The sequence below is a fragment of the Pseudonocardia oroxyli genome, from assembly GCF_900102195.1.
Taxonomy (GTDB): domain Bacteria; phylum Actinomycetota; class Actinomycetes; order Mycobacteriales; family Pseudonocardiaceae; genus Pseudonocardia; species Pseudonocardia oroxyli.
This window is the reverse complement of sequence record NZ_FNBE01000012.1, coordinates 22,034-38,542: the sequence shown is the minus strand read 5'-3', so window position 1 is coordinate 38,542 and position 16,509 is coordinate 22,034. Positions and strand designations below refer to the sequence as shown.

At 71.7% G+C, this 16,509-nt stretch carries 18 protein-coding genes and 1 tRNA gene; 6 read left to right on the top strand and 13 right to left on the bottom strand.

All coding sequences use genetic code 11. The features are described 5' to 3' along the window. The first annotated feature begins 43 nt into the window (after nt 1-43). The 4 genes from pstS to pstB all read left to right on the top strand — a co-directional run bounded on the left by pstS (nt 44) and on the right by pstB (nt 4,090). Nucleotides 44-1,147 carry a phosphate ABC transporter substrate-binding protein PstS gene (gene pstS / locus BLS43_RS18275; protein ID WP_093086420.1) on the top strand — a complete coding sequence of 368 codons (1,104 nt, stop codon included), beginning with the start codon at nt 44-46 and terminating at the stop codon, nt 1,145-1,147. A gap of 99 nt (nt 1,148-1,246) precedes the next feature. Next, nucleotides 1,247-2,197 (top strand): phosphate ABC transporter permease subunit PstC, encoded by a 951-nt coding sequence (gene pstC / locus BLS43_RS18270; protein ID WP_176921401.1) that lies wholly within the window; start codon nt 1,247-1,249, stop codon nt 2,195-2,197. Between the two features lies 1 nt (nt 2,198). Beyond that, nucleotides 2,199-3,299: a phosphate ABC transporter permease PstA gene (pstA, locus tag BLS43_RS18265; protein WP_093086415.1), complete on the top strand. Its 1,101-nt coding sequence runs from the start codon at nt 2,199-2,201 to the stop codon at nt 3,297-3,299. A gap of 11 nt (nt 3,300-3,310) precedes the next feature. After that, nucleotides 3,311-4,090: a phosphate ABC transporter ATP-binding protein PstB gene (gene pstB, locus BLS43_RS18260; RefSeq protein WP_093086413.1), complete on the top strand. Its 780-nt coding sequence runs from the start codon at nt 3,311-3,313 to the stop codon at nt 4,088-4,090. A 54-nt stretch (nt 4,091-4,144) separates the two neighbouring features. On the opposite strand, the gene phoU (BLS43_RS18255) is transcribed toward pstB, so the two are convergent. From phoU (BLS43_RS18255) to BLS43_RS18240, 4 genes are all read right to left on the bottom strand, one after another. Then, nucleotides 4,145-4,804 carry a phosphate signaling complex protein PhoU gene (gene phoU / locus BLS43_RS18255; protein WP_093086410.1) on the bottom strand — a complete coding sequence of 220 codons (660 nt, stop codon included), beginning with the start codon at nt 4,802-4,804 and terminating at the stop codon, nt 4,145-4,147. Between the two features lie 74 nt (nt 4,805-4,878). Beyond that, nucleotides 4,879-5,088 (bottom strand): dodecin, encoded by a 210-nt coding sequence (locus tag BLS43_RS18250; protein ID WP_093086407.1) that lies wholly within the window; start codon nt 5,086-5,088, stop codon nt 4,879-4,881. Nucleotides 5,089-5,117: 29 nt separating this feature from the next. Further along, complete coding sequence (gene phoU / locus BLS43_RS18245) at nt 5,118-5,774, bottom strand: phosphate signaling complex protein PhoU (RefSeq protein ID WP_093086404.1); 657 nt, start codon at nt 5,772-5,774, stop codon at nt 5,118-5,120. An 80-nt stretch (nt 5,775-5,854) separates the two neighbouring features. Next, complete coding sequence (locus BLS43_RS18240) at nt 5,855-7,213, bottom strand: LCP family protein (RefSeq protein ID WP_176921400.1); 1,359 nt, start codon at nt 7,211-7,213, stop codon at nt 5,855-5,857. Nucleotides 7,214-8,056: 843 nt separating this feature from the next. Between BLS43_RS18240 and BLS43_RS18235 the strand changes: the two genes are divergently transcribed. After that, entirely contained in the window at nt 8,057-8,269 is a 213-nt protein-coding gene (locus BLS43_RS18235) for a hypothetical protein (RefSeq protein WP_143030111.1), read from the top strand. Between the two features lie 68 nt (nt 8,270-8,337). Here BLS43_RS18235 and BLS43_RS18230 read toward each other — a convergent pair whose 3' ends face one another. Both BLS43_RS18230 and dusB read right to left on the bottom strand, forming a co-directional pair. Continuing rightward, nucleotides 8,338-9,150 carry a GGDEF domain-containing protein gene (locus tag BLS43_RS18230; RefSeq protein WP_093086835.1) on the bottom strand — a complete coding sequence of 271 codons (813 nt, stop codon included), beginning with the start codon at nt 9,148-9,150 and terminating at the stop codon, nt 8,338-8,340. A 116-nt stretch (nt 9,151-9,266) separates the two neighbouring features. After that, nucleotides 9,267-10,424, bottom strand: a complete 1,158-nt coding sequence (gene dusB, locus BLS43_RS18225; RefSeq protein ID WP_237194332.1) for a tRNA dihydrouridine synthase DusB — start codon at nt 10,422-10,424, stop codon at nt 9,267-9,269. 162 nt (nt 10,425-10,586) lie between these two features. Here dusB and BLS43_RS18220 point away from each other — a divergent pair. Beyond that, nucleotides 10,587-10,659 (top strand) — tRNA-Lys (locus tag BLS43_RS18220). A gap of 97 nt (nt 10,660-10,756) precedes the next feature. Here the strand turns inward: BLS43_RS18220 and BLS43_RS29470 are convergent. From BLS43_RS29470 to BLS43_RS18190, 7 genes are read right to left on the bottom strand one after another with little or no spacing between them, the layout of a single operon-like run. Continuing rightward, nucleotides 10,757-11,581: a hypothetical protein gene (locus tag BLS43_RS29470; protein ID WP_143030110.1), complete on the bottom strand. Its 825-nt coding sequence runs from the start codon at nt 11,579-11,581 to the stop codon at nt 10,757-10,759. A 46-nt stretch (nt 11,582-11,627) separates the two neighbouring features. Then, nucleotides 11,628-12,803, bottom strand: coding sequence for a site-specific integrase (locus tag BLS43_RS18215; RefSeq protein WP_093086396.1), 1,176 nt, complete (start codon nt 12,801-12,803; stop codon nt 11,628-11,630). Continuing rightward, nucleotides 12,803-12,985 (bottom strand): helix-turn-helix transcriptional regulator, encoded by a 183-nt coding sequence (locus tag BLS43_RS18210; protein ID WP_093086392.1) that lies wholly within the window; start codon nt 12,983-12,985, stop codon nt 12,803-12,805. Before BLS43_RS18210 ends, BLS43_RS18215 begins: the two co-directional genes overlap by 1 nt. Then, the gene (locus BLS43_RS18205) at nt 12,982-14,310 is read right to left on the bottom strand and encodes a replication initiator (protein ID WP_093086389.1); all 1,329 of its coding nucleotides are present in this window, start codon (nt 14,308-14,310) and stop codon (nt 12,982-12,984) included. Before BLS43_RS18205 ends, BLS43_RS18210 begins: the two co-directional genes overlap by 4 nt. Beyond that, complete coding sequence (locus BLS43_RS18200; RefSeq protein ID WP_143030109.1) at nt 14,307-14,876, bottom strand: hypothetical protein; 570 nt, start codon at nt 14,874-14,876, stop codon at nt 14,307-14,309. The genes BLS43_RS18205 and BLS43_RS18200 overlap by 4 nt, the downstream gene beginning before the upstream one ends. Continuing rightward, a complete protein-coding gene (locus BLS43_RS18195; RefSeq protein ID WP_093086383.1) occupies nt 14,873-15,088 on the bottom strand; it encodes a hypothetical protein in 216 nt (71 codons plus the stop codon). Before BLS43_RS18195 ends, BLS43_RS18200 begins: the two co-directional genes overlap by 4 nt. Next, nucleotides 15,089-16,507, bottom strand: coding sequence for an FtsK/SpoIIIE domain-containing protein (locus BLS43_RS18190; protein WP_093086380.1), 1,419 nt, complete (start codon nt 16,505-16,507; stop codon nt 15,089-15,091). It lies immediately after the preceding gene. Nucleotides 16,508-16,509: the final 2 nt, after the last annotated feature.

Genomic DNA, 16,509 nt, shown 5'->3' with positions numbered 1-16,509 from the left:
CGACGACCCCGGGCGTCGCACCCGAACCTCGGAGGAACCAGCAGTGAAGACCATCAGCCGCTCGCGCGTCGCCGCCGTCGGCGCCCTCGCCACCGGCGCCCTCTTCCTCGCCGGCTGCGGCGCGGCGAACGAGGGCGGCTCGTCCTCCGGTGGGGCCGCGGAGTCCAGCGTCTCCGGCACCATCTCCGGCGCGGGCGCCAGCTCGCAGCAGGCCGCCATGCAGGCCTGGATCGCCGGGTTCACCGGCGCCAACTCCGGCGCCACCGTCAACTACGACCCGGTGGGCTCCGGCGGTGGCCGCACCCAGTTCGTGCAGGGCGGTGTCGCCTTCGCGGGCTCCGACGCCTACCTGAAGGACCAGCAGCTGGCCGACGCCAAGACCCGCTGTGGTGGCAACGTCATCGAGGTCCCGAACTACGTCTCGCCGATCGCCGTCGTCTACAACCTCCAGGGCGTCTCGAACCTGAACCTCTCGCCCGCCGCGGTCGCGGGGATCTTCGCCGGCACGATCACCACCTGGAACGACCCGGCCATCGCCGCGGACAACCCGGGCGTGGCCCTCCCGGCCACCGCGATCACGCCCGTGCACCGCTCCGACGAGTCGGGCACCACCCAGAACTTCACCGAGTATCTCAAGGCCGCGGCGCCGGACGCCTGGTCGTACGACGCCAAGGGCGAGTGGCCGATCCAGGGCGGCGAGGCCGCGCAGGGCACCTCCGGTGTCATCGGCGCGGTCCAGGGCGGCCAGGGGACGATCGGCTACGCCGACGCCAGCCAGGCCGGTCAGCTCGGCAAGGCCAACGTCAAGGTCGGCGCCGACTACGTGGGCCCGACGCCCGAGGCCGCCGCGAAGATCCTGGAGGAGTCGGAGCGGGTCGCCGGCCAGGGCGACACCTCGTTCGCCTACAAGCTCAACCGCACCACGGACTCCGCGGGCACGTACCCCGTGGTCCTGGTCTCCTACCTGCTCGCGTGCCCGCAGTACCCGGACGCCGCGCAGGCCGACCTGACCAAGGCGTTCCTGTCCTACGTGATCAGCCCGGAGGGCCAGCAGGCCGCCGCGCAGGCCGCGGGCTCCGCGCCGCTGTCGGACACGCTCCGTTCGCAGATCACCCCGGTGGTCGACGGCATCAAGGCCGCCGGCTGAGCCGACGCTCCGGAGCCCCGGTCGTCGTCACGCGCCCGTGACGACGACCGGGGCTCGAGCCCGTAGTCGCCCCCGTCCGCCCAGCCCCGAGGGAACGTCGTGACCACAACCGAAGTGACGCCCACGCCGCGCACCGCCAGACCGGTCACGCAGCTGGGTGACCGCGTCTTCGCCGGATCGGCGAAGGGTGCGGGGATCCTGATCCTCGTCGTCCTCGCGGGCGTCGCCGCCTTCCTGCTCACCGAGGCGTTCCCGGCGCTCGTCGCGCCCGCGTCCGAGCTGCCCGGTGAGCACAACCTCGCCGTCTACATCTGGCCGCTGCTGTTCGGGACGCTGCTCAGCGCCCTGATCGCGCTGGTCATCGCCACCCCGCTGGCGATCTGCGTCGCCCTGTTCATCAGCCACTACGCGCCGCGCCGGATCGCCCAGGGGCTCGGCTACCTCGTCGACCTGCTCGCCGCGGTGCCCTCGATCGTCTACGGCCTGTGGGGGGTCGGCGTGCTCGCCCCGGCCTCCGTCGGCCTGATGACCTGGCTGAACGACTACCTCGGCTGGATCCCGCTGTTCGCGGGCCCGGTCTCGGCGACCGGCCGCACGATGCTCGTCGCGGGCCTCGTGCTGGCCGTCATGATCCTGCCGATCATCACCGCGGTCGCCCGCGAGGTGTTCCTGCAGGCGCCCCGGCTGCACGAGGAGGCCGCACTGGCTCTCGGCGCCACCCGCTGGGAGATGATCAAGATGGCGGTGCTGCCCTTCGGCCGGTCCGGGCTGATCTCGGGGGCCATGCTCGGTCTGGGGCGCGCGCTCGGCGAGACGATGGCCGTCGCGATCGTGCTGTCGGTGTCCGGCGTGGTCACGTTCAACCTGGTCAGCTCGGGCAACCCGTCCTCGATCGCCGCGAACATCGCGCTGCAGTTCCCGGAGGCCTCGGGCCTCGGGGTGAACGTGCTGATCGCCTCCGGCCTGGTGCTCTTCCTGGTCACGCTGGCGGTCAACATGCTCGCCCGCTACATCGTCAACCGCCGCAGCGAGTTCTCCGGAGCGAACTGACATGTCCACCGGAACCGAACGCACCGACACCGTGACGCAGGGCCCCGAACTCGACCTTCCCGCTTCGCCCGATCTCCTCCCGAAGGCCAAGGGCACCCTGCCGAAGGGCACCGCCTGGGGCGTCTTCGTCGCCTCCGCCCTGGTCGTCGGCGGCATCCTGGCCGCGACCGGCTTCAGCATCGGGCTGTGGGTCGTCCTCACCGTCGTGCTGTTCGCGGTGGCGACCTACGTGCTCTCCCGGGTGGTGGAGGGGGCGCGCAAGGCGACGGACCGGCTGGTCACGGTCGTGGTCAGCGCGGCCTTCGGCGTGGCGATGATCCCCCTGGTCTCCGTGCTGTGGACGGTCGTGTCGAACGGCATCGCCCGGTTCGACGCCCAGTTCTTCACCTACTCCATGCGCGGGGTCGTCGGCGAGGGCGGCGGCGCCTACCACGCCATCCTCGGCACGCTGATCATCACCGGCCTCGCGGCGGCCATGTCGATCCCGATCGGCATGCTGACGGCCGTCTACCTCGTCGAGTACGGCAAGGGCAGGCTGGCGAAGGCGATCACGTTCTTCGTCGACGTCATGACGGGCATCCCGTCCATCGTCGCGGGCCTGTTCGCCTACGCCCTGTTCGCGCTGATCGTCGGCCCCGGGGTCCGGATGGGCTTCGCGGGCGCCGTCGCCCTGACGGTGCTGATGATCCCGATCGTGGTGCGCTCCACCGAGGAGATGCTCAAGATCGTCCCGAACGAGCTGCGCGAGGCCTCCTACGCGCTGGGCGTGCCGAAGTGGAAGACCATCCTCAAGATCGTCATCCCGACGACGGCGGGCGGCATCGCCACCGGCATCACGCTGGCCATCGCCCGGGTCATCGGCGAGACGGCGCCGCTGCTGATCGCCGTCGGCATCACGACGGGCGTGAACCTCAACCCGTTCGACGACCGCATGGCGACGCTGCCGGTCTTCGCCTACTACAGCTACGTCGCGCCGGGCATCCCGCGCGAGCCGTTCCTCGACCGCGCGTGGACGGCGGCGCTGGTCCTCATGGTCATCGTCATGCTGCTGAACATCATCGCCCGGATCATCTCGCGCGCGTTCGCGCCGAAGACTCGCTGAGGACTGGACACATGAGCAAGAACATCGAGGCCAAGGACCTCAACATCTACTACGGGTCCTTCCGCGCCGTCGAGGGCGTCAACATGTCGATCAAGAAGAAGACGGTCACGGCCCTGATCGGCCCGTCCGGCTGCGGCAAGTCGACGTTCCTGCGCTCCATCAACCGCATGCACGAGGTCATCGCCGGGGCCTACGTCGAGGGCAAGCTCGAGCTCGACGGCCAGGACCTCTACGGCGCGGGCATGGACCCGGTGATCGTGCGCCGCCAGATCGGCATGGTGTTCCAGCGCCCCAACCCGTTCCCCACGATGTCGATCTACGACAACGTGATCGCGGGCATGAAGCTGAACAACAAGCGGGCGAGCAGGAAGGAGTTCGACGAGACCGTCGAGCGCTCCCTGCGCGGCGCCAACCTCTGGAACGAGGTCAAGGACCGGCTGGACAAGCCGGGCTCGGGGCTCTCCGGCGGCCAGCAGCAGCGGCTCTGCATCGCCCGGGCCATCGCGGTGCAGCCGGACGTCCTGCTCATGGACGAGCCCTGCTCGGCGCTGGACCCCATCTCCACGCTCGCGATCGAGGACCTGATCAACGAGCTGAAGAACGACTACACGATCGTCATCGTCACCCACAACATGCAGCAGGCGGCGCGGGTCAGCGACTACACCGGCTTCTTCAACATCGAGGGCACCGGCAAGCCCGGCAAGCTGGTCGAGATGGACGAGACCAAGACGATCTTCAGTCAGCCCACGCAGAAGGCGACCGAGGACTACGTGAGCGGCCGCTTCGGCTGACCCCCGACCCGTGAGCGGCGATCGTCGCCATGGCGACGATCGCCGCTCACGGGTTCAGAGCTGCAGGGATTCGGGGTGGCGCCCGGTCACTTCATAGACCGTGCGCTCGGACAGCGCGACGGCGTGGTCGGCGATCCGCTCGTAGAACCTCGCCAGCAGCGTGACGTCCACCGCGGCGGGGATGCCGCAGGTCCACTGCTCGCCGAACATCAGGGCGAACAGCTCCCGGTGCAGGGCGTCCACCCGGTCGTCGTCCTGCTCGAGCTCGAGCGCGAGGACGACGTTGCGCGTGCGCAGGACCTGCGCGGACTTGGCGACCATGGCGATCGCCTGCGCGCTGAAGTCCCGGAAGAGGTCGTGGGCCACCGACGGGACGGCGGGCTCCGGCGCCCGGCGTTGCGCGATCTCGGCGACGTGCTGGGCGAGATCGCCCATCCGCTCCAGCTCGTGGGCCGACTGGATGGCGGACACCAGGATCCGCATGTCCGGCCCGACGGGCGCGAAGATCGTGATGGTCTCGGTGGCCAGCGCCTCGATGCGGGCCCGGAGATCGTCCAGCTCCGGGTCGCCCGCGATCACGCGATCGGCCACGCGGGCCCGTCCGTCGAGCAGTGCGGTGGTGGCCCCGCGGAAGGCGACGACCACGGCGTCCGCGAGCTCACCGAGCATCGCCTGCAGGGCGGCGATGTTCTCCGCCATGGTCTCCCGCCGCACGGGCCCAGCGTACGGAGCGCCCGGCCAACGGGCGGGCGAGACCGGATGAACGGTCGGTGAACGCCGGGAGGTGCCTACTCCTCCAGGCGGAAGCCGACCTTGAGCCCGACCTGGAAGTACTCGACCGCGCCCTCCTGGAGGTGTCCGCGTATCTCGGTCACCTCGAACCAGTCCATCTCCCGCAACGTCTGCGACGCCCGCTGAACCCCGTTGCGGATGGCGTCGTCGACGCTGTCGGGGGAGGTGCCCACGATCTCGGTGACCCGGTACACGTGACTCGACATGCGACCGGTGTGCCCCCGGCGGGATCCGCTCAAACCGCGAGCGGGCCCGGCATCTGTCCGGTGATCACGTAGACGATCCGCCGCGCGACGGCGACGGCGTGGTCGGCGTAGCGCTCGTAGAACCGGGCCAGCAGGGTGACGTCCACGGCCGCCTCGACGCCGTGGTCCCAGTTGCGGTCCATCAGCACCGTGAACATGTGCTTGTGCAGGTCGTCCATCGCGTCGTCGTCCGACTCGAGCTCCGCGGCGGCGGCGAGGTCGCGGGTCTCGATCACCGAGACGGCCTTGCGCGCCAGCTCCACACCGATCCGCCCCATCTCGGCGAAGTACGGGGCGATCTCCGCGGGCAGGACGGGCTGCGGGTGTCGGCGCCGCGCGGCCTGTGCCACGTGCAGCGCCAGATCGCCCATGCGCTCGATGTCCCCCGCGCCGTGGATCGCGGACACGACGATCCGCAGGTCGGTGGCGACCGGGGCCTGCAGGACGAGCAGGGCGAAGGCCTTCTCCTCGGCGGCGTGCCGGATCTCGTCGATCTTCAGGTCCTCGTCGATGACCTGCTCGGCCAGCTTGAGGTCCGCCTCGAGCAGCGCGCGGGTGGCCTTCTCCATCGCGGTCGCGACGTCCTCGCACATGCCGGCGAGGGCCCCCGCCAGCTCGTCGAGTTGGTCCGTGTACGCGTCGCGCATAGGCCGAGGGTAGAGGGGCGGGCCGGGACGCACAGCAGCAGGACGTGAACCGCGGATGAACGGTCGGTGCGCCGTTCGCCTCAGGCGCAGCTCACGGGATCGGCGGCGGGCCCGGCGGCGGTGTCGTCCGCGGCGGGCGCGCGCACGGTGCCGTCGAACGAGGTCCCGAGGACCAGCTGCAGCGTGCTCGTCCCGGCGGGGTCCTGCAGGAGACGCGCGGCGGGCACGACCCGGCCGAGCAGGCCCGCGGCGTCAGCGCGGTCGGGCGAGAACCGCAGCACCGTGTCGGTGGAGGGCTCCGCGGCGTTCCCGACCTCCCCGACCCCGAACCCCAGTGCGCGCAGGCTGTCGCCGACCTGGCCCGCGAGGCCGGTCCGGTCGGCCGCGTTCAGCACGTTGACGGTGACGTCCGCGGGCTCGGGCCCCGAGGCCGTCGCGACCGGGGTGGTGACCTCCGGCAGCGGCGCGTGCTCGCGCAGCGCCTTGAACAGCCGGTTGGCCTCGGCGTCCTGCAGGTCGAGGTTGCCGCGGGTGTTGGGCACGGAGCCGACCGGCAGGGGGACCACGGTCCGCTCCGCCTCCCCGGTCAGCAGGCGCAGGACGTCCTGGATCCCGGCCCCGTCCGCCAGCATGCTGCGGCCAAGGGCGGCCGCGAAGTCCCGGGTGGCGGTGGGGGAGAGCAGCGTGGACGCCGACAGCGCCTCCCCGAACGTCGCCGCGAGCAGCCGCTGCCTGCGATCGACGAGCACGGTGTCCGGCTCCGGCGGGCTCCCCGCCGCCTGGGCGACGAGGGCGGCTTGGGCGCCGTCCAGTCGGGACGTCCCGGCGGGCACCGTGCCGATCGGCCGTTCCACGCACATCTCCACGCCGCCGAGCGCGTCCACCATCCCGGCGATCCCCGGCACGTCCAACGCGATGAACTTGGTGATGGGGATGCCCGACATCTGCTGCACCGTCCGGACCAGGCATCCGGGACCGCCGACCCGGTACGCGCTCGCGAGCGACGTCCGGGTCTCGGCCGGGACGGTCTCGTCGAGGTAGGTCGCGGCCGCGGCGTCCCAGCGCGGACACGGCGGACGGTTGATCTCCAACGCCGTCGGGAACGAGACGGCCACGGCCCGGCTCCCGTCCGCGGGCACGTGCGTCAGCACCACGGTGTCGGTCCCGTTGCGGGCCCCGGGCGTGCCGGACGTCCCGGAGGCGGTGCCGAGCATCAGCAGGTTCTCGTCACCCGCCTGGGCGGCGGCGTCGACCACGCCGGTCGAGGGCTCGAGCGCGGAGACGGTGCGGACGGTCGAGTCCATCCAGCGCTGCGCGCCCCACCCGCCCGCGACCAGCAGGAACACCAGCGCCGCGCCCGCCGCGACCGCGACCCGGCCGACGGTCCGTGCCCGCGAGGGCCGAGGCGGGGCGTCGGCCCGTCGGCCCACCCGCCGCACGGGCGGCTCCTCGTCCGCACTCGCGTGCGCGGCGGTGAGCCGGGTGAGGCTCGCGTCGATCGCCCGGGTGCGCTCGGCCCGCTCTCCCTGCTCAGATCCCGCCGGCCGCTCGGACGATCCAGCCCGCTCGGGCGGCTCGGACGGCTCGGCCTGCCCCGACCGCGCCCGTCGCTCGGAGGGCTCGGACCACTCGGCCCGTCCCGGTCGCTCGGCTCGCTCTGCCCGCGCGGACGGGGCAGCCTGCTCTGCCCGTGCGGGCGGGGCAGCCTGGTCTGCCCGCGCGGACGGGCCGGGCGGGGCGGACGGCTCAGCCCGCTCGGATCGCGCCGATCGCTCGGACTGCTCGGCCCGCTCGAACCGCCCCGGCTGCTCTGCCCGCTCCCCCCGCCCCGTTTGCACTGCCCGCGTATCCGCACCCGGCGGCCGCGGTTCCCCCATCGGCCTCCGCACATCCGGACCGGGCGTCTGCGCATCGGTTCCCGCCGTCCGCACGTCCGCACCCGCCGTCCGCACGTCCGCGCCCGGCGTCCGCACGTCCGCACGCGGCGGACGGGCATCCGTACCGGGCTGCCGCGAGTCCGCTGTCGGCGTCCGCGCCTCCGCAGCCGGCGCCCGCAGATCGCCCGGCCCACTCCTCGGCGCGGCCCCGCGCTGACCGCGGTTCCGCACCTCCGGCGGCACGCCGTGACTCGGCGGGGGAGCCGGGACGCGTGGACCGACCGGCGGAGACGCCGGAGCGCGCCCACCCGGCGTCCGCGACCGGGCGCCGGGCGGCGGAGCTGCAACCGGCCCCGCAACCGGACCGGCAGCCGTGGGCCCGACCGGGTGCGGCGGGACCGGCGGATGTCCGTGCACCTCGGTGATCGGGTCGTCGTCCCGGTCCAGCCAGCGCGCGGCAGGCTCCTCGGCGGGCGCGCGGATGCCGAGGCGGGCGAGGACGTCGTCGGACGGCGCCTCCCCGCGGGCGCGCCGTGCCGCGCGGGATCGCCGACCCTGCTCCCGGTCCCCGTCGTCCGCCACGCCACCTCCACCCGTCGACAGCGGAGGGCGGCATGACCGTCACCGGCCGTGTCCGCCCCCGGCCGCGGAGTTTACGGAGCCGCAATACTCCACCCGGCGGAGGGTCAGCCGGTCGTGCGGACCGGCTGGGGGATGGAGCGGCGGGCCCCGGCGGCGCCGGCGAGCCGCACCCGGCCACCCCGGGCGGCGCGGTAGGCCACGGCGTTCCGCCCGGCGGCCTTGGCCGTGTAGAGGAGCAGGTCGGCCTCGCCGATGAGCCGCTCGACGTCCGCGATCCGCCCCGCCGCGTGCGCCACCCCGATGCTCACGGTGACCCGCAGGTCGGTGTGCAGCTCCGACCAGTCGAAGCGGGCGATCCGCTCCCGGGCCTGCTCCGAGATCTCGACGGCCTGCGCCAGGTCCCGCCCGGGCAGCACCAGCGCGAACTCCTCGCCGCCGTACCGCGCGCAGAAGGCGGCCTCGGGCAGTGCGGCGTCCAGCTCGGACACCATCGCCTGCAGCACCCGGTCACCGAACAGGTGCCCGTGGGTGTCGTTGACCAGCTTGAAGTGGTCGATGTCGACCAACGCGAGGCACAGCCCGGACCGCAGCTCCACCTCCGAGAGCAGGGCGGCGAGCCGCTCATCGAGGTAGCGGCGGTTGTAGCTGGCCGTGAGGCTGTCGCGGCGGCTCTGCTCGCGGGCCTCCGCGTGCTCGCGGCGCAGCCGGTCCAGCTCGTCGTGCGCGGAGACCCCCTGCAGCAGGCGGACGGCGGCGTGCAGATGGTCGTACGCCTGCTCCCACACGCCTTCCGCCGCGAGCCGCTCGGCCGCGGCGGTGTGCAGCGCGGCGCGGGCGTGCGGCGACGTGGGCGGCACCTCGATCTCTCCGGACGCGGGCGCCTCGTGCACCAACGTCCGGACCGTCCCGGTCTCCATCGCGTCCACCTCCCCCGACGCTCTTATTGTCGTCGTGACGGATGGGGTTCTTGAGACGCCAGGGGCGTTCCTACCCGTTCGCGTGCCCGCCCACCCGACCGGGCGAGCGGGTGTGATCACCCGCCGGAGTGGTCGAGCTCCGCGCCGAAGGGCACGGACGGGTCGTCGGCGTCCTCGAGCCAGTGCTCGGGGAGGACCACCTTGCCGGGCGAGCCCTGCCTGCCGCGCGGACCCTCGGCGTCGGCGGGGAACTCCTGGTCCAGGTCGAGCTGGGCCAACAGCTCGTCGAGCTGGTCGATGCTCTCGACCATCCCCAGCGCGCGGCGCAGATCCCCGCCCACCGCGAAGCCCTTGAGGTACCAGGCGATGTGTTTGCGCACGTCCCGGATGCCCTTGTGGTCACCCATGTGCTCGCACAGCAGCACGGCGTGCCTGCGCAGCGTGGCGGCCACCTGCCCCAGGTTCGGTGGCGTCGGCAGCGGGCGACCGGCGAACGCGGCCTCCAGGTCCCCGAACAGCCACGGCCGCCCGAGGCACCCCCGCCCGACGACCACCCCGTCGCACGCGGTCTCCCGCACCATCCGCAGGGCGTCCGCGGCGGAGAAGATGTCCCCGTTGCCCAGGACCGGGATGCTCGACGGCAGGTGGTCCCTCAGCCGCGCGATGGCCGTCCAGTCCGCCTGGCCGGAGTAGCGCTGCGCGGCGGTGCGGGCGTGCAGTGCCACGGCCGCCACGCCCGAGTCCACGGCGATCCGGCCGGCCTCGAGGAAGGTCTCGTGCTCGTCGTCGATGCCGATCCGCATCTTCACCGTGACGGGCAGGTCGCCCGCGTTGTCCACGGCCGCGCGGACCAGACGCTCGAAGAGCCTGCGCTTGAACGGCAGCGCCGCCCCGCCGCCCCGGCGGGTCACCTTGGGCACGGGGCAGCCGAAGTTCATGTCGATGTGGTCGGCCAGGTCCTGCTCGCGGATCATCGCGACGGCCCGCCCCATGGCGGCCGGGTCCACGCCGTAGAGCTGCATGCTGCGCGGCTGCTCGTCCGGGTCGAAGGCGATCATCCGGAAGGTCAGCGGGTTCTTCTCCACCAGCCCGCGGCTGGTGATCATCTCGCAGACGTAGAACCCCGCGCCCTGCTCCCGGCACAGCCGCCGGAACCCCGGGTTGGTGATCCCCGCCATCGGCGCGAGCACGACGGGCGTGCTCACCTCGTGCCGCCCGATGCGCAACGGCGGCAGCACCGGTCGAGTGGTGGGGGCGGAGTCCAGCAGTGTCACGGCTCCCCATTGTCCACGCCCGGGTCGCCGCAGGCGCGACCCGCCCCATGATCACCGCGACTGGAGCGGAACCCGCGCTCAGCGCGGATCCTGCTCCAGTCCCCGCGATCTCCGCCCGTCCGACCAGTAGGCTCGACCTCACGCGCCGGCCCGCCGGCGACGGGGCCTCTAGCTCAATCGGCAGAGCAGCGGACTTTTAATCCGCGGGTTCAGGGTTCGATCCCCTGGGGGCCCACTCAGCAGCAGGTCAGGACGTCGGACGCGAGCCTGCGGCGGCTGCGGCCCCGGAATACCCCCAGTAATGCGTCCCAGGTCCCCGAGATGTCATGGTGTCAGCAGTAGGCGGAGTATCGCCTTCTCCGTCGGAAGACGGATTCGGGTTGGTTGAGGAGTGGGAAGAACTCGTCAAGGTCTGGGGCCATGTAGAGGTCGATTGTTCGGGCCTTCCATACCAACCTTCGCAGTAGCTCGGATACATGTCGCCCCAGGCATGCGCAGATTACTACGCCCTCCTGCTGAACCAGGTCAGTCTGTAGTTCGTGTAGCGCTGCTGCATAGACGGTATCGAGGGAAGTTCCGTCCTCGGCGGTGTGGCCCACGTAGGCGATGCTGAGGTCTCGCTGGAGCTGTCTGGCGGTTGATTCATCCCTGGCTCTTCGCTTCTGTGTGTATCGCTCACGAAGGATCCAGCCTCCGACCTCGTCGTACCACTCCTCGATGGGGTCCCGTGCTCCAGGGTTGGAGTCGCCGGTAAGCTGGCCAAGGTTGTAGTAGCGAGTTATCTGGGCGAAGCCCGAGAGTATCTGAAGCGCTCGCCTGCAGATGGTCTCGTCTGGGAGGCTCCATCGAAGCTCTTCATGCCAAGGCGCTCGTAGCTCATCGATCTTTGCGAAGAGTCTCGTCAGATCGTGCCTATATTCTCTCTTGAGCTCTCTCGACGACGGGAAATGGCCGGATGAAATCTTTGAGTCAAGGAGGATGGCGAGCTTGCAAAGTCTTTCGAGGCCAATGGTGATGCCGAAGAATGCCTGACTATATCTCCCTTCTGAGGTATGGTCCGCCTTGCGGAGAGCATTGAGTCCGGAGAAGAGTGATTCTGCGGCGATAGCCGCCTCCCGCAACAGAGGGGTCCAATGCGGGGGCCTCTCGTGAAGCATGGCTGGCCACGTCCTCCCGGTCACGTTTCAGGAGGGCTAAGCTATGTCACTCTCTCGTCGGTCGAGTCCCTGACTCGCCGAAGATCTCAAGGACGCGGGCGGCGCCGGTCTCGGCAACCTTCCGCCCGAAGTAGTTGTCCTGCGTCATCGACACCTTGGAGTGGCCGAGCTGGTCTGCCGCCTGGCGGGCGGTGAGCCCGGCCTGGTCCATCAGCGTCGCGACGGTCTTGCGGTAGACGTGCGAGGTCACCCAGTCATAGCCGGCGTCGGTGAACACCTTCCGGAGATCGGACTGAGTGTTGGACGGGTCGCGGAGCCCGCCGTTCGGCGAGGTGAACACGGCGTCCCACCGGTTCGGAGCGGCGGCAGCCCGACGGCGCATGAGCATCCCCACCGCCCACGTCGGCAGCTCCAGCTTCCGGAACCCGCTCTTGCTCTTCGGACGCGGCTTGATCACCAGGCCCTCACCCGTGATCCGGACGACCGTGCCTCGCACCTCCGCCGTGCCCGCTTCGAGGTCGAGCGCAGCCCACGTCATGGCCGACGCCTCGCCGATCCGCAGACCCGTCGCGAGCATGAAGTCGGTGAAGTCGACCAGGTCCCAGTCCCGGCAACGCTGATCGGCGTGTAGCTTCGCCCGCAGGTCGCGCGCCTCGTCGACGGTCAGGGCGCGGGCCGAGGAGGTGTCGCTCTCGATCCGGCCGACGTCGCGGACGAGGTTGCGGTCGAGCACGTCGTGCCGGACGGCCAGCCCGATCATTCCGCTGAGGACGGTGCGGGTCGTCTTGGCCGCCGACGTGCCGAAGCGGTCGTGCACCTCGATCACGAGCCGGTCGAGGCGGGACACCGACAGCTCCCGCAGCCGCAGGGCCCCGATGCCGTCGCGGATGTGGCGACCGAAGCGGTAGTGGTACGCCTGCGCCGTCGATGGCGAGCGCTTGCCGAGACGGACGGCCCGGTCGATCTCGGCCAACCACAGCTCCCCGAGCTGCCGGACGGTCGACTCGCTGTTGATCTCGCCGTCCCGGGCCGCTCGTCCCCGGTCTCGCAACGCCGCCTTCAACGCGATCTCGGCCGCCGCACCGCTCTGCCCGGTCCGCTCGACGTCCCGCACGACGCCGTCGTAGTCCCGGATCTGGGTGCGCGCCCGGTACCGCTTGGGCCCGAGTTTGTAGATCCGGATGCGACCGTGCGTCCCCAGCGGGAGAGGCGGCCGGCTCATCAGGCGACCTCTCGGCTCAGACTCGCGACCCAGGCCCGGACCTCCTCGGGCACGAACCGCACGTGCTTGCCCATCCGACGGCCGGGCGGGCCGTAGTTCTTGGTACGCCACTGGTAGATCGTCTGCACCGGGATGCCGAGGTACTCCGCGACGTCCTTGACGCCCCACAGTCGCTCGTTCATGTCGTCCTCCTGGTGGCGCGTCGGTCGTCTCGGATGCGTTCGGCGTGGGCGATGGCGAGTTCTCGGTCGGCGTCGGTGTGGTGCCCGATCCCGACCAGCGCCCAGGTGTTGACGACGATCACCGGCTGGTCGGCGGGGTGGCCCAGCTCGGCGAGCTGCTCGGTGAGCCGATAGGCCCGGCGCTCGCCGCGGATGATCCGGAAGGTCGTGGAGTAGGCGCGGCTCTTGGTGAGGAAGTGGCCGCGGAACCCGAGCATGTGGGCCCATTTGCGCAGGTTCAGCTCGGCGTACTGCGGGAGGCCGCCGAGGTGCCATGCGGTCTCGATGAGCCGGCGGTGGTGCTCGGCCAGGTCCAGTTGCTCGAGGTGGGCGAGCGACCGGATCGGCCGGTCCGGGTGGCCGTCGGTCTTGCCGGTGCCCTTGGTGGCGTACTTTGCGATGTACCCGGCGAGGCGGGAGTCGGTGATCTCGCCGTGTTCGTCGGTGACGGCGTCGTGGGCGGTGGGGGTGATCTCGCGCAGGTCGAGCTGCGCGCCCCAGCGCAGCGCGAGCGTGGTCCCGTCGGGCCGGGCAACGTCCAGGACGGTCGCGGCCGCTGCCTCCCGCACGGCGTCGTGCAGGGTCTCGGCGGTCAACCCGACCGGTGGCGGATCAGCGGGCCCGTCGGGGCCGTCGATGCGGATCGCGGCGTGGAAGTGCACGAGCCCACGCCGCTGGTACTCCGCGACCTTGGCGTAGGACAGCCGCGCGACCTTCCCGAACTGCCGTCCCGAGATGCCGAGCCGGGCGGCGAGGGCTCGGCGCAGGGTGATGGTGAACCGGTGCCAGAGCTTCCCTGCGTGGGCCTGCCACAGGATCGCGCCGGTGTAGTCGTAGGTGTCGTGGTCGATCGCGCCGCCCAGGCGTGGGTCGGGCTCGCGGTGGTGCTCTCCGCAAGAGCAGGGGATGACCTTCCCGCGGGTGGTGAGCCGTCTGGTGTGGACCGGCCCGAACGAGGGGGCGGTGAGGGTGAGGAAGGCCCGGGGTCGGTCGGTGACGGAGGCGGGGATGCCGCGTTCCTTGCCGGCGAGTCCGGCGCGGATGAGGTGGAAGGCGTCGGCGGCGTAGCGGTCGGAGCAGGCCGGGCAGACGGTCTCGCGTCGGTTCCCGCAGGGCGCCCACACCTCCCCGGACCGCTGGGCGAGCACCGTGCCGTCGTTGGTGGTGATGGTGGAGGAGCCGCGGAGCCGTACGGGGTGGGCGCAGCCGTTGGTGGCTTCCATTCGGGCTCGCCAGGCCGGGTAGTCGAAGCTGCGCAGCCGGGTCGACAGATCAAGGTCGCTCATCGTGCGTAGTCCCTGTGTTCGTGGTCAATCTCGACCGAGTCCGCGCGCAGCCCGTGGTGGCGGGCGAGGCGTTCGGCTCCGGCGCGGAAGGAACGGGCCCGGCCGATGACGTGCCCGGTATCGGTCTCGACGAGGTATGCGCTGCCGTCGCGGACGATGGCGCCGGTGAAGGCGTCGGCGGTGACCAGTCCGTGGCCGGGGCGGACGACGTCGACGAACACCCGCACCGACTCCCCGGGCTGCGGTCCTGCGACGGTGGAAGCGACATCCACGGTGACGGCGGGTTCGGGCTCTGGCCGTCCGTCGACGGTCACCGAGATCCGCGACCCGGGCAGCAGTCGCCCAGCCGCGATGAGCTGGTGCACGGTGGTGGCGACGTCCGGGCGGACGGGGATGGCGTGCTCGGCGGCCCGAGCACCGATGTGGCGGGTGTGCACCGACTCCGACACTCCGACCAGGACGTAGCCGGGGTCGTGGGCGTCGCGCAGGACGCGGTCGGCGGTGTCGTCGTCGAACAGCAGGCCCTGGCCGTCGACCTCGCGCCGCTGCTTGGGGAGGCGGCTCATCGGGTCCACCACCACGTGTAGCGGGCCTCAGCACCCCACTCAGTGGCCAGGGCCCTCGTCGCCCGGTACTCGACCAGGACCGCCCCGACGACAGCGATCCAGAACCAGCCGGACCCGGTACCGAGCACGAGCCAGAGCGCTCCGAGCAGGGCGGCGAGGGTGAGGGTGACGCGCAGCCAGGTCGCGGCGGCCCATCCGGTGACGGCCCACATTCAGGCCACCTCCCCATCCACCGCACGCAGCGTCGGCGAGGCGGGCGGGGCACACCGGGCGACGAGCTCGTCGATCTCGTCGTCAGTCACCAGGGCAGCGCGGAACCGGACGGGCAGCCGGGAGGCCTGGTCGATGACGTAGCCGATCCCGGCATGGGCGAGATCGCCCGGAATCTCGTCTGCCAGCGCACCCCGTTCCCGGGCCCCGTCGCCGAGCACCATGTCCACGTGCGAGGACGCGGTGACCCCGAGGCAGATCCGGGTCGGGAACAGCTCCCGCACGTCCACGACGTCCTTGGAGGGCTCCTGCACGTAGCCCATGACGCTGGTGAGGCAGGCCCGGCCCTGGGTGAGGATCTCGGCGAGCAGGCGCAGGGCCTCGCGGACGTCGGCGCGTTCGCCGTAGGCGGTGAGCATCGCCAGTTCATCGATCATCACCAGATCCAGCGGGGTGTCCGAGGTCAGGTCGAGGCAGCGCAGGCCGTGCTCGGCCATGTGGGCCTGGCGGGCCTTCATCTCGTCGCGTACCTCGGTGAGCAGGGCGATGGCTTCGGCCGGGGTGGTGGCGTGGCGGTGGAACAGGCGGGCACCGCGTTGGGTCTCGGCGCCGCCTTTGAGGTCGATGACGTGCACGCGCACGAGCCGGTCGCGGATGGCCGGTCCCATGGCGCGCAGGGGCGCCCAGATCAGCGAGCCCTTCCCAGAGCCGGTGGCGCCGGCGACCAGGACGTGACGGCCCGGGACTGCGAGGTGGAAGGGGTGGCCGTACTCGTCCTGCCCGACCGGTAGCGCGGCGAGGTCGACCGCGTCGGTGTCGGCGGGGATGGCTGGGGCGGGGATCGGCAGGGTGAACGGCATCTGTCGCTCGACCACGATCGTGAGCACTCCGGGGCGGTGGCGGGTCACGGCGACCCGATGGGCGCGCAGGGCGTCCGCGAGGGTCTCGGTCCGCCCGGCCCACAGGGTGAGGTCCTGGCCGCGGGTCAGGCGCACACGCAGGGTGTCGATCGAGCGGGTGGCCGACCGGACCCGCAGCACCCGGGGTGCGTCGATCCGCCCGGTGTGCGGGTTCTCCCGCGCGAGCCCGCAGTCGGCCAGAACCGACGCCCAGCGCCGTCCTCGGTAGGTGGTCCAGCGCCGCCAGAACGCCCGCAGGGTCGGGGCGGCCCACCGGTCGAAGGAGGGCGGGTGCAGCCGCCCCCAGACCACCGCGGTGAGGGCGAGGAGCCCGAGCGCGGCCGCCGTGGGCATCGCCCCGATCATCACCGAGACGGCGATCAGGGCGGTCGGGACGAGCGCGAACAGCGGATGCCTGACGAGCCAGGCCAGGCCGCGGAACTCCCCACCGACGGGTCGGGACGAGTGGCGGACGACCTCGCGATGGTGGCGCAGGGACGGGCGGTTACTGGGGCGATTCATGG

Bases quoted from the DNA above. Each gene is read 5' to 3' on its own strand.
- BLS43_RS18250 (WP_093086407.1), bottom strand. From the start codon at position 5,088: ATGTCGAGTCACGTGTACCGGGTCACCGAGATCGTGGGCACCTCCCCC.
- pstB (WP_093086413.1), top strand. From the start codon at position 3,311: ATGAGCAAGAACATCGAGGCCAAGGACCTCAACATCTACTACGGGTCC.
- BLS43_RS18190 (WP_093086380.1), bottom strand. From the start codon at position 16,507: ATGAATCGCCCCAGTAACCGCCCGTCCCTGCGCCACCATCGCGAGGTC.
- BLS43_RS18195 (WP_093086383.1), bottom strand. From the start codon at position 15,088: ATGTGGGCCGTCACCGGATGGGCCGCCGCGACCTGGCTGCGCGTCACC.
- BLS43_RS18205 (WP_093086389.1), bottom strand. From the start codon at position 14,310: ATGAGCGACCTTGATCTGTCGACCCGGCTGCGCAGCTTCGACTACCCG.
- BLS43_RS18230 (WP_093086835.1), bottom strand. From the start codon at position 9,150: ATGGAGACCGGGACGGTCCGGACGTTGGTGCACGAGGCGCCCGCGTCC.
- BLS43_RS18235 (WP_143030111.1), top strand. From the start codon at position 8,057: ATGTCCGTGCACCTCGGTGATCGGGTCGTCGTCCCGGTCCAGCCAGCG.
- BLS43_RS18200 (WP_143030109.1), bottom strand. From the start codon at position 14,876: ATGAGCCGCCTCCCCAAGCAGCGGCGCGAGGTCGACGGCCAGGGCCTG.
- phoU (WP_093086404.1), bottom strand. From the start codon at position 5,774: ATGCGCGACGCGTACACGGACCAACTCGACGAGCTGGCGGGGGCCCTC.
- BLS43_RS29470 (WP_143030110.1), bottom strand. From the start codon at position 11,581: ATGCTTCACGAGAGGCCCCCGCATTGGACCCCTCTGTTGCGGGAGGCG.
- pstA (WP_093086415.1), top strand. From the start codon at position 2,199: ATGTCCACCGGAACCGAACGCACCGACACCGTGACGCAGGGCCCCGAA.
- BLS43_RS18210 (WP_093086392.1), bottom strand. From the start codon at position 12,985: ATGAACGAGCGACTGTGGGGCGTCAAGGACGTCGCGGAGTACCTCGGC.
- BLS43_RS18215 (WP_093086396.1), bottom strand. From the start codon at position 12,803: ATGAGCCGGCCGCCTCTCCCGCTGGGGACGCACGGTCGCATCCGGATC.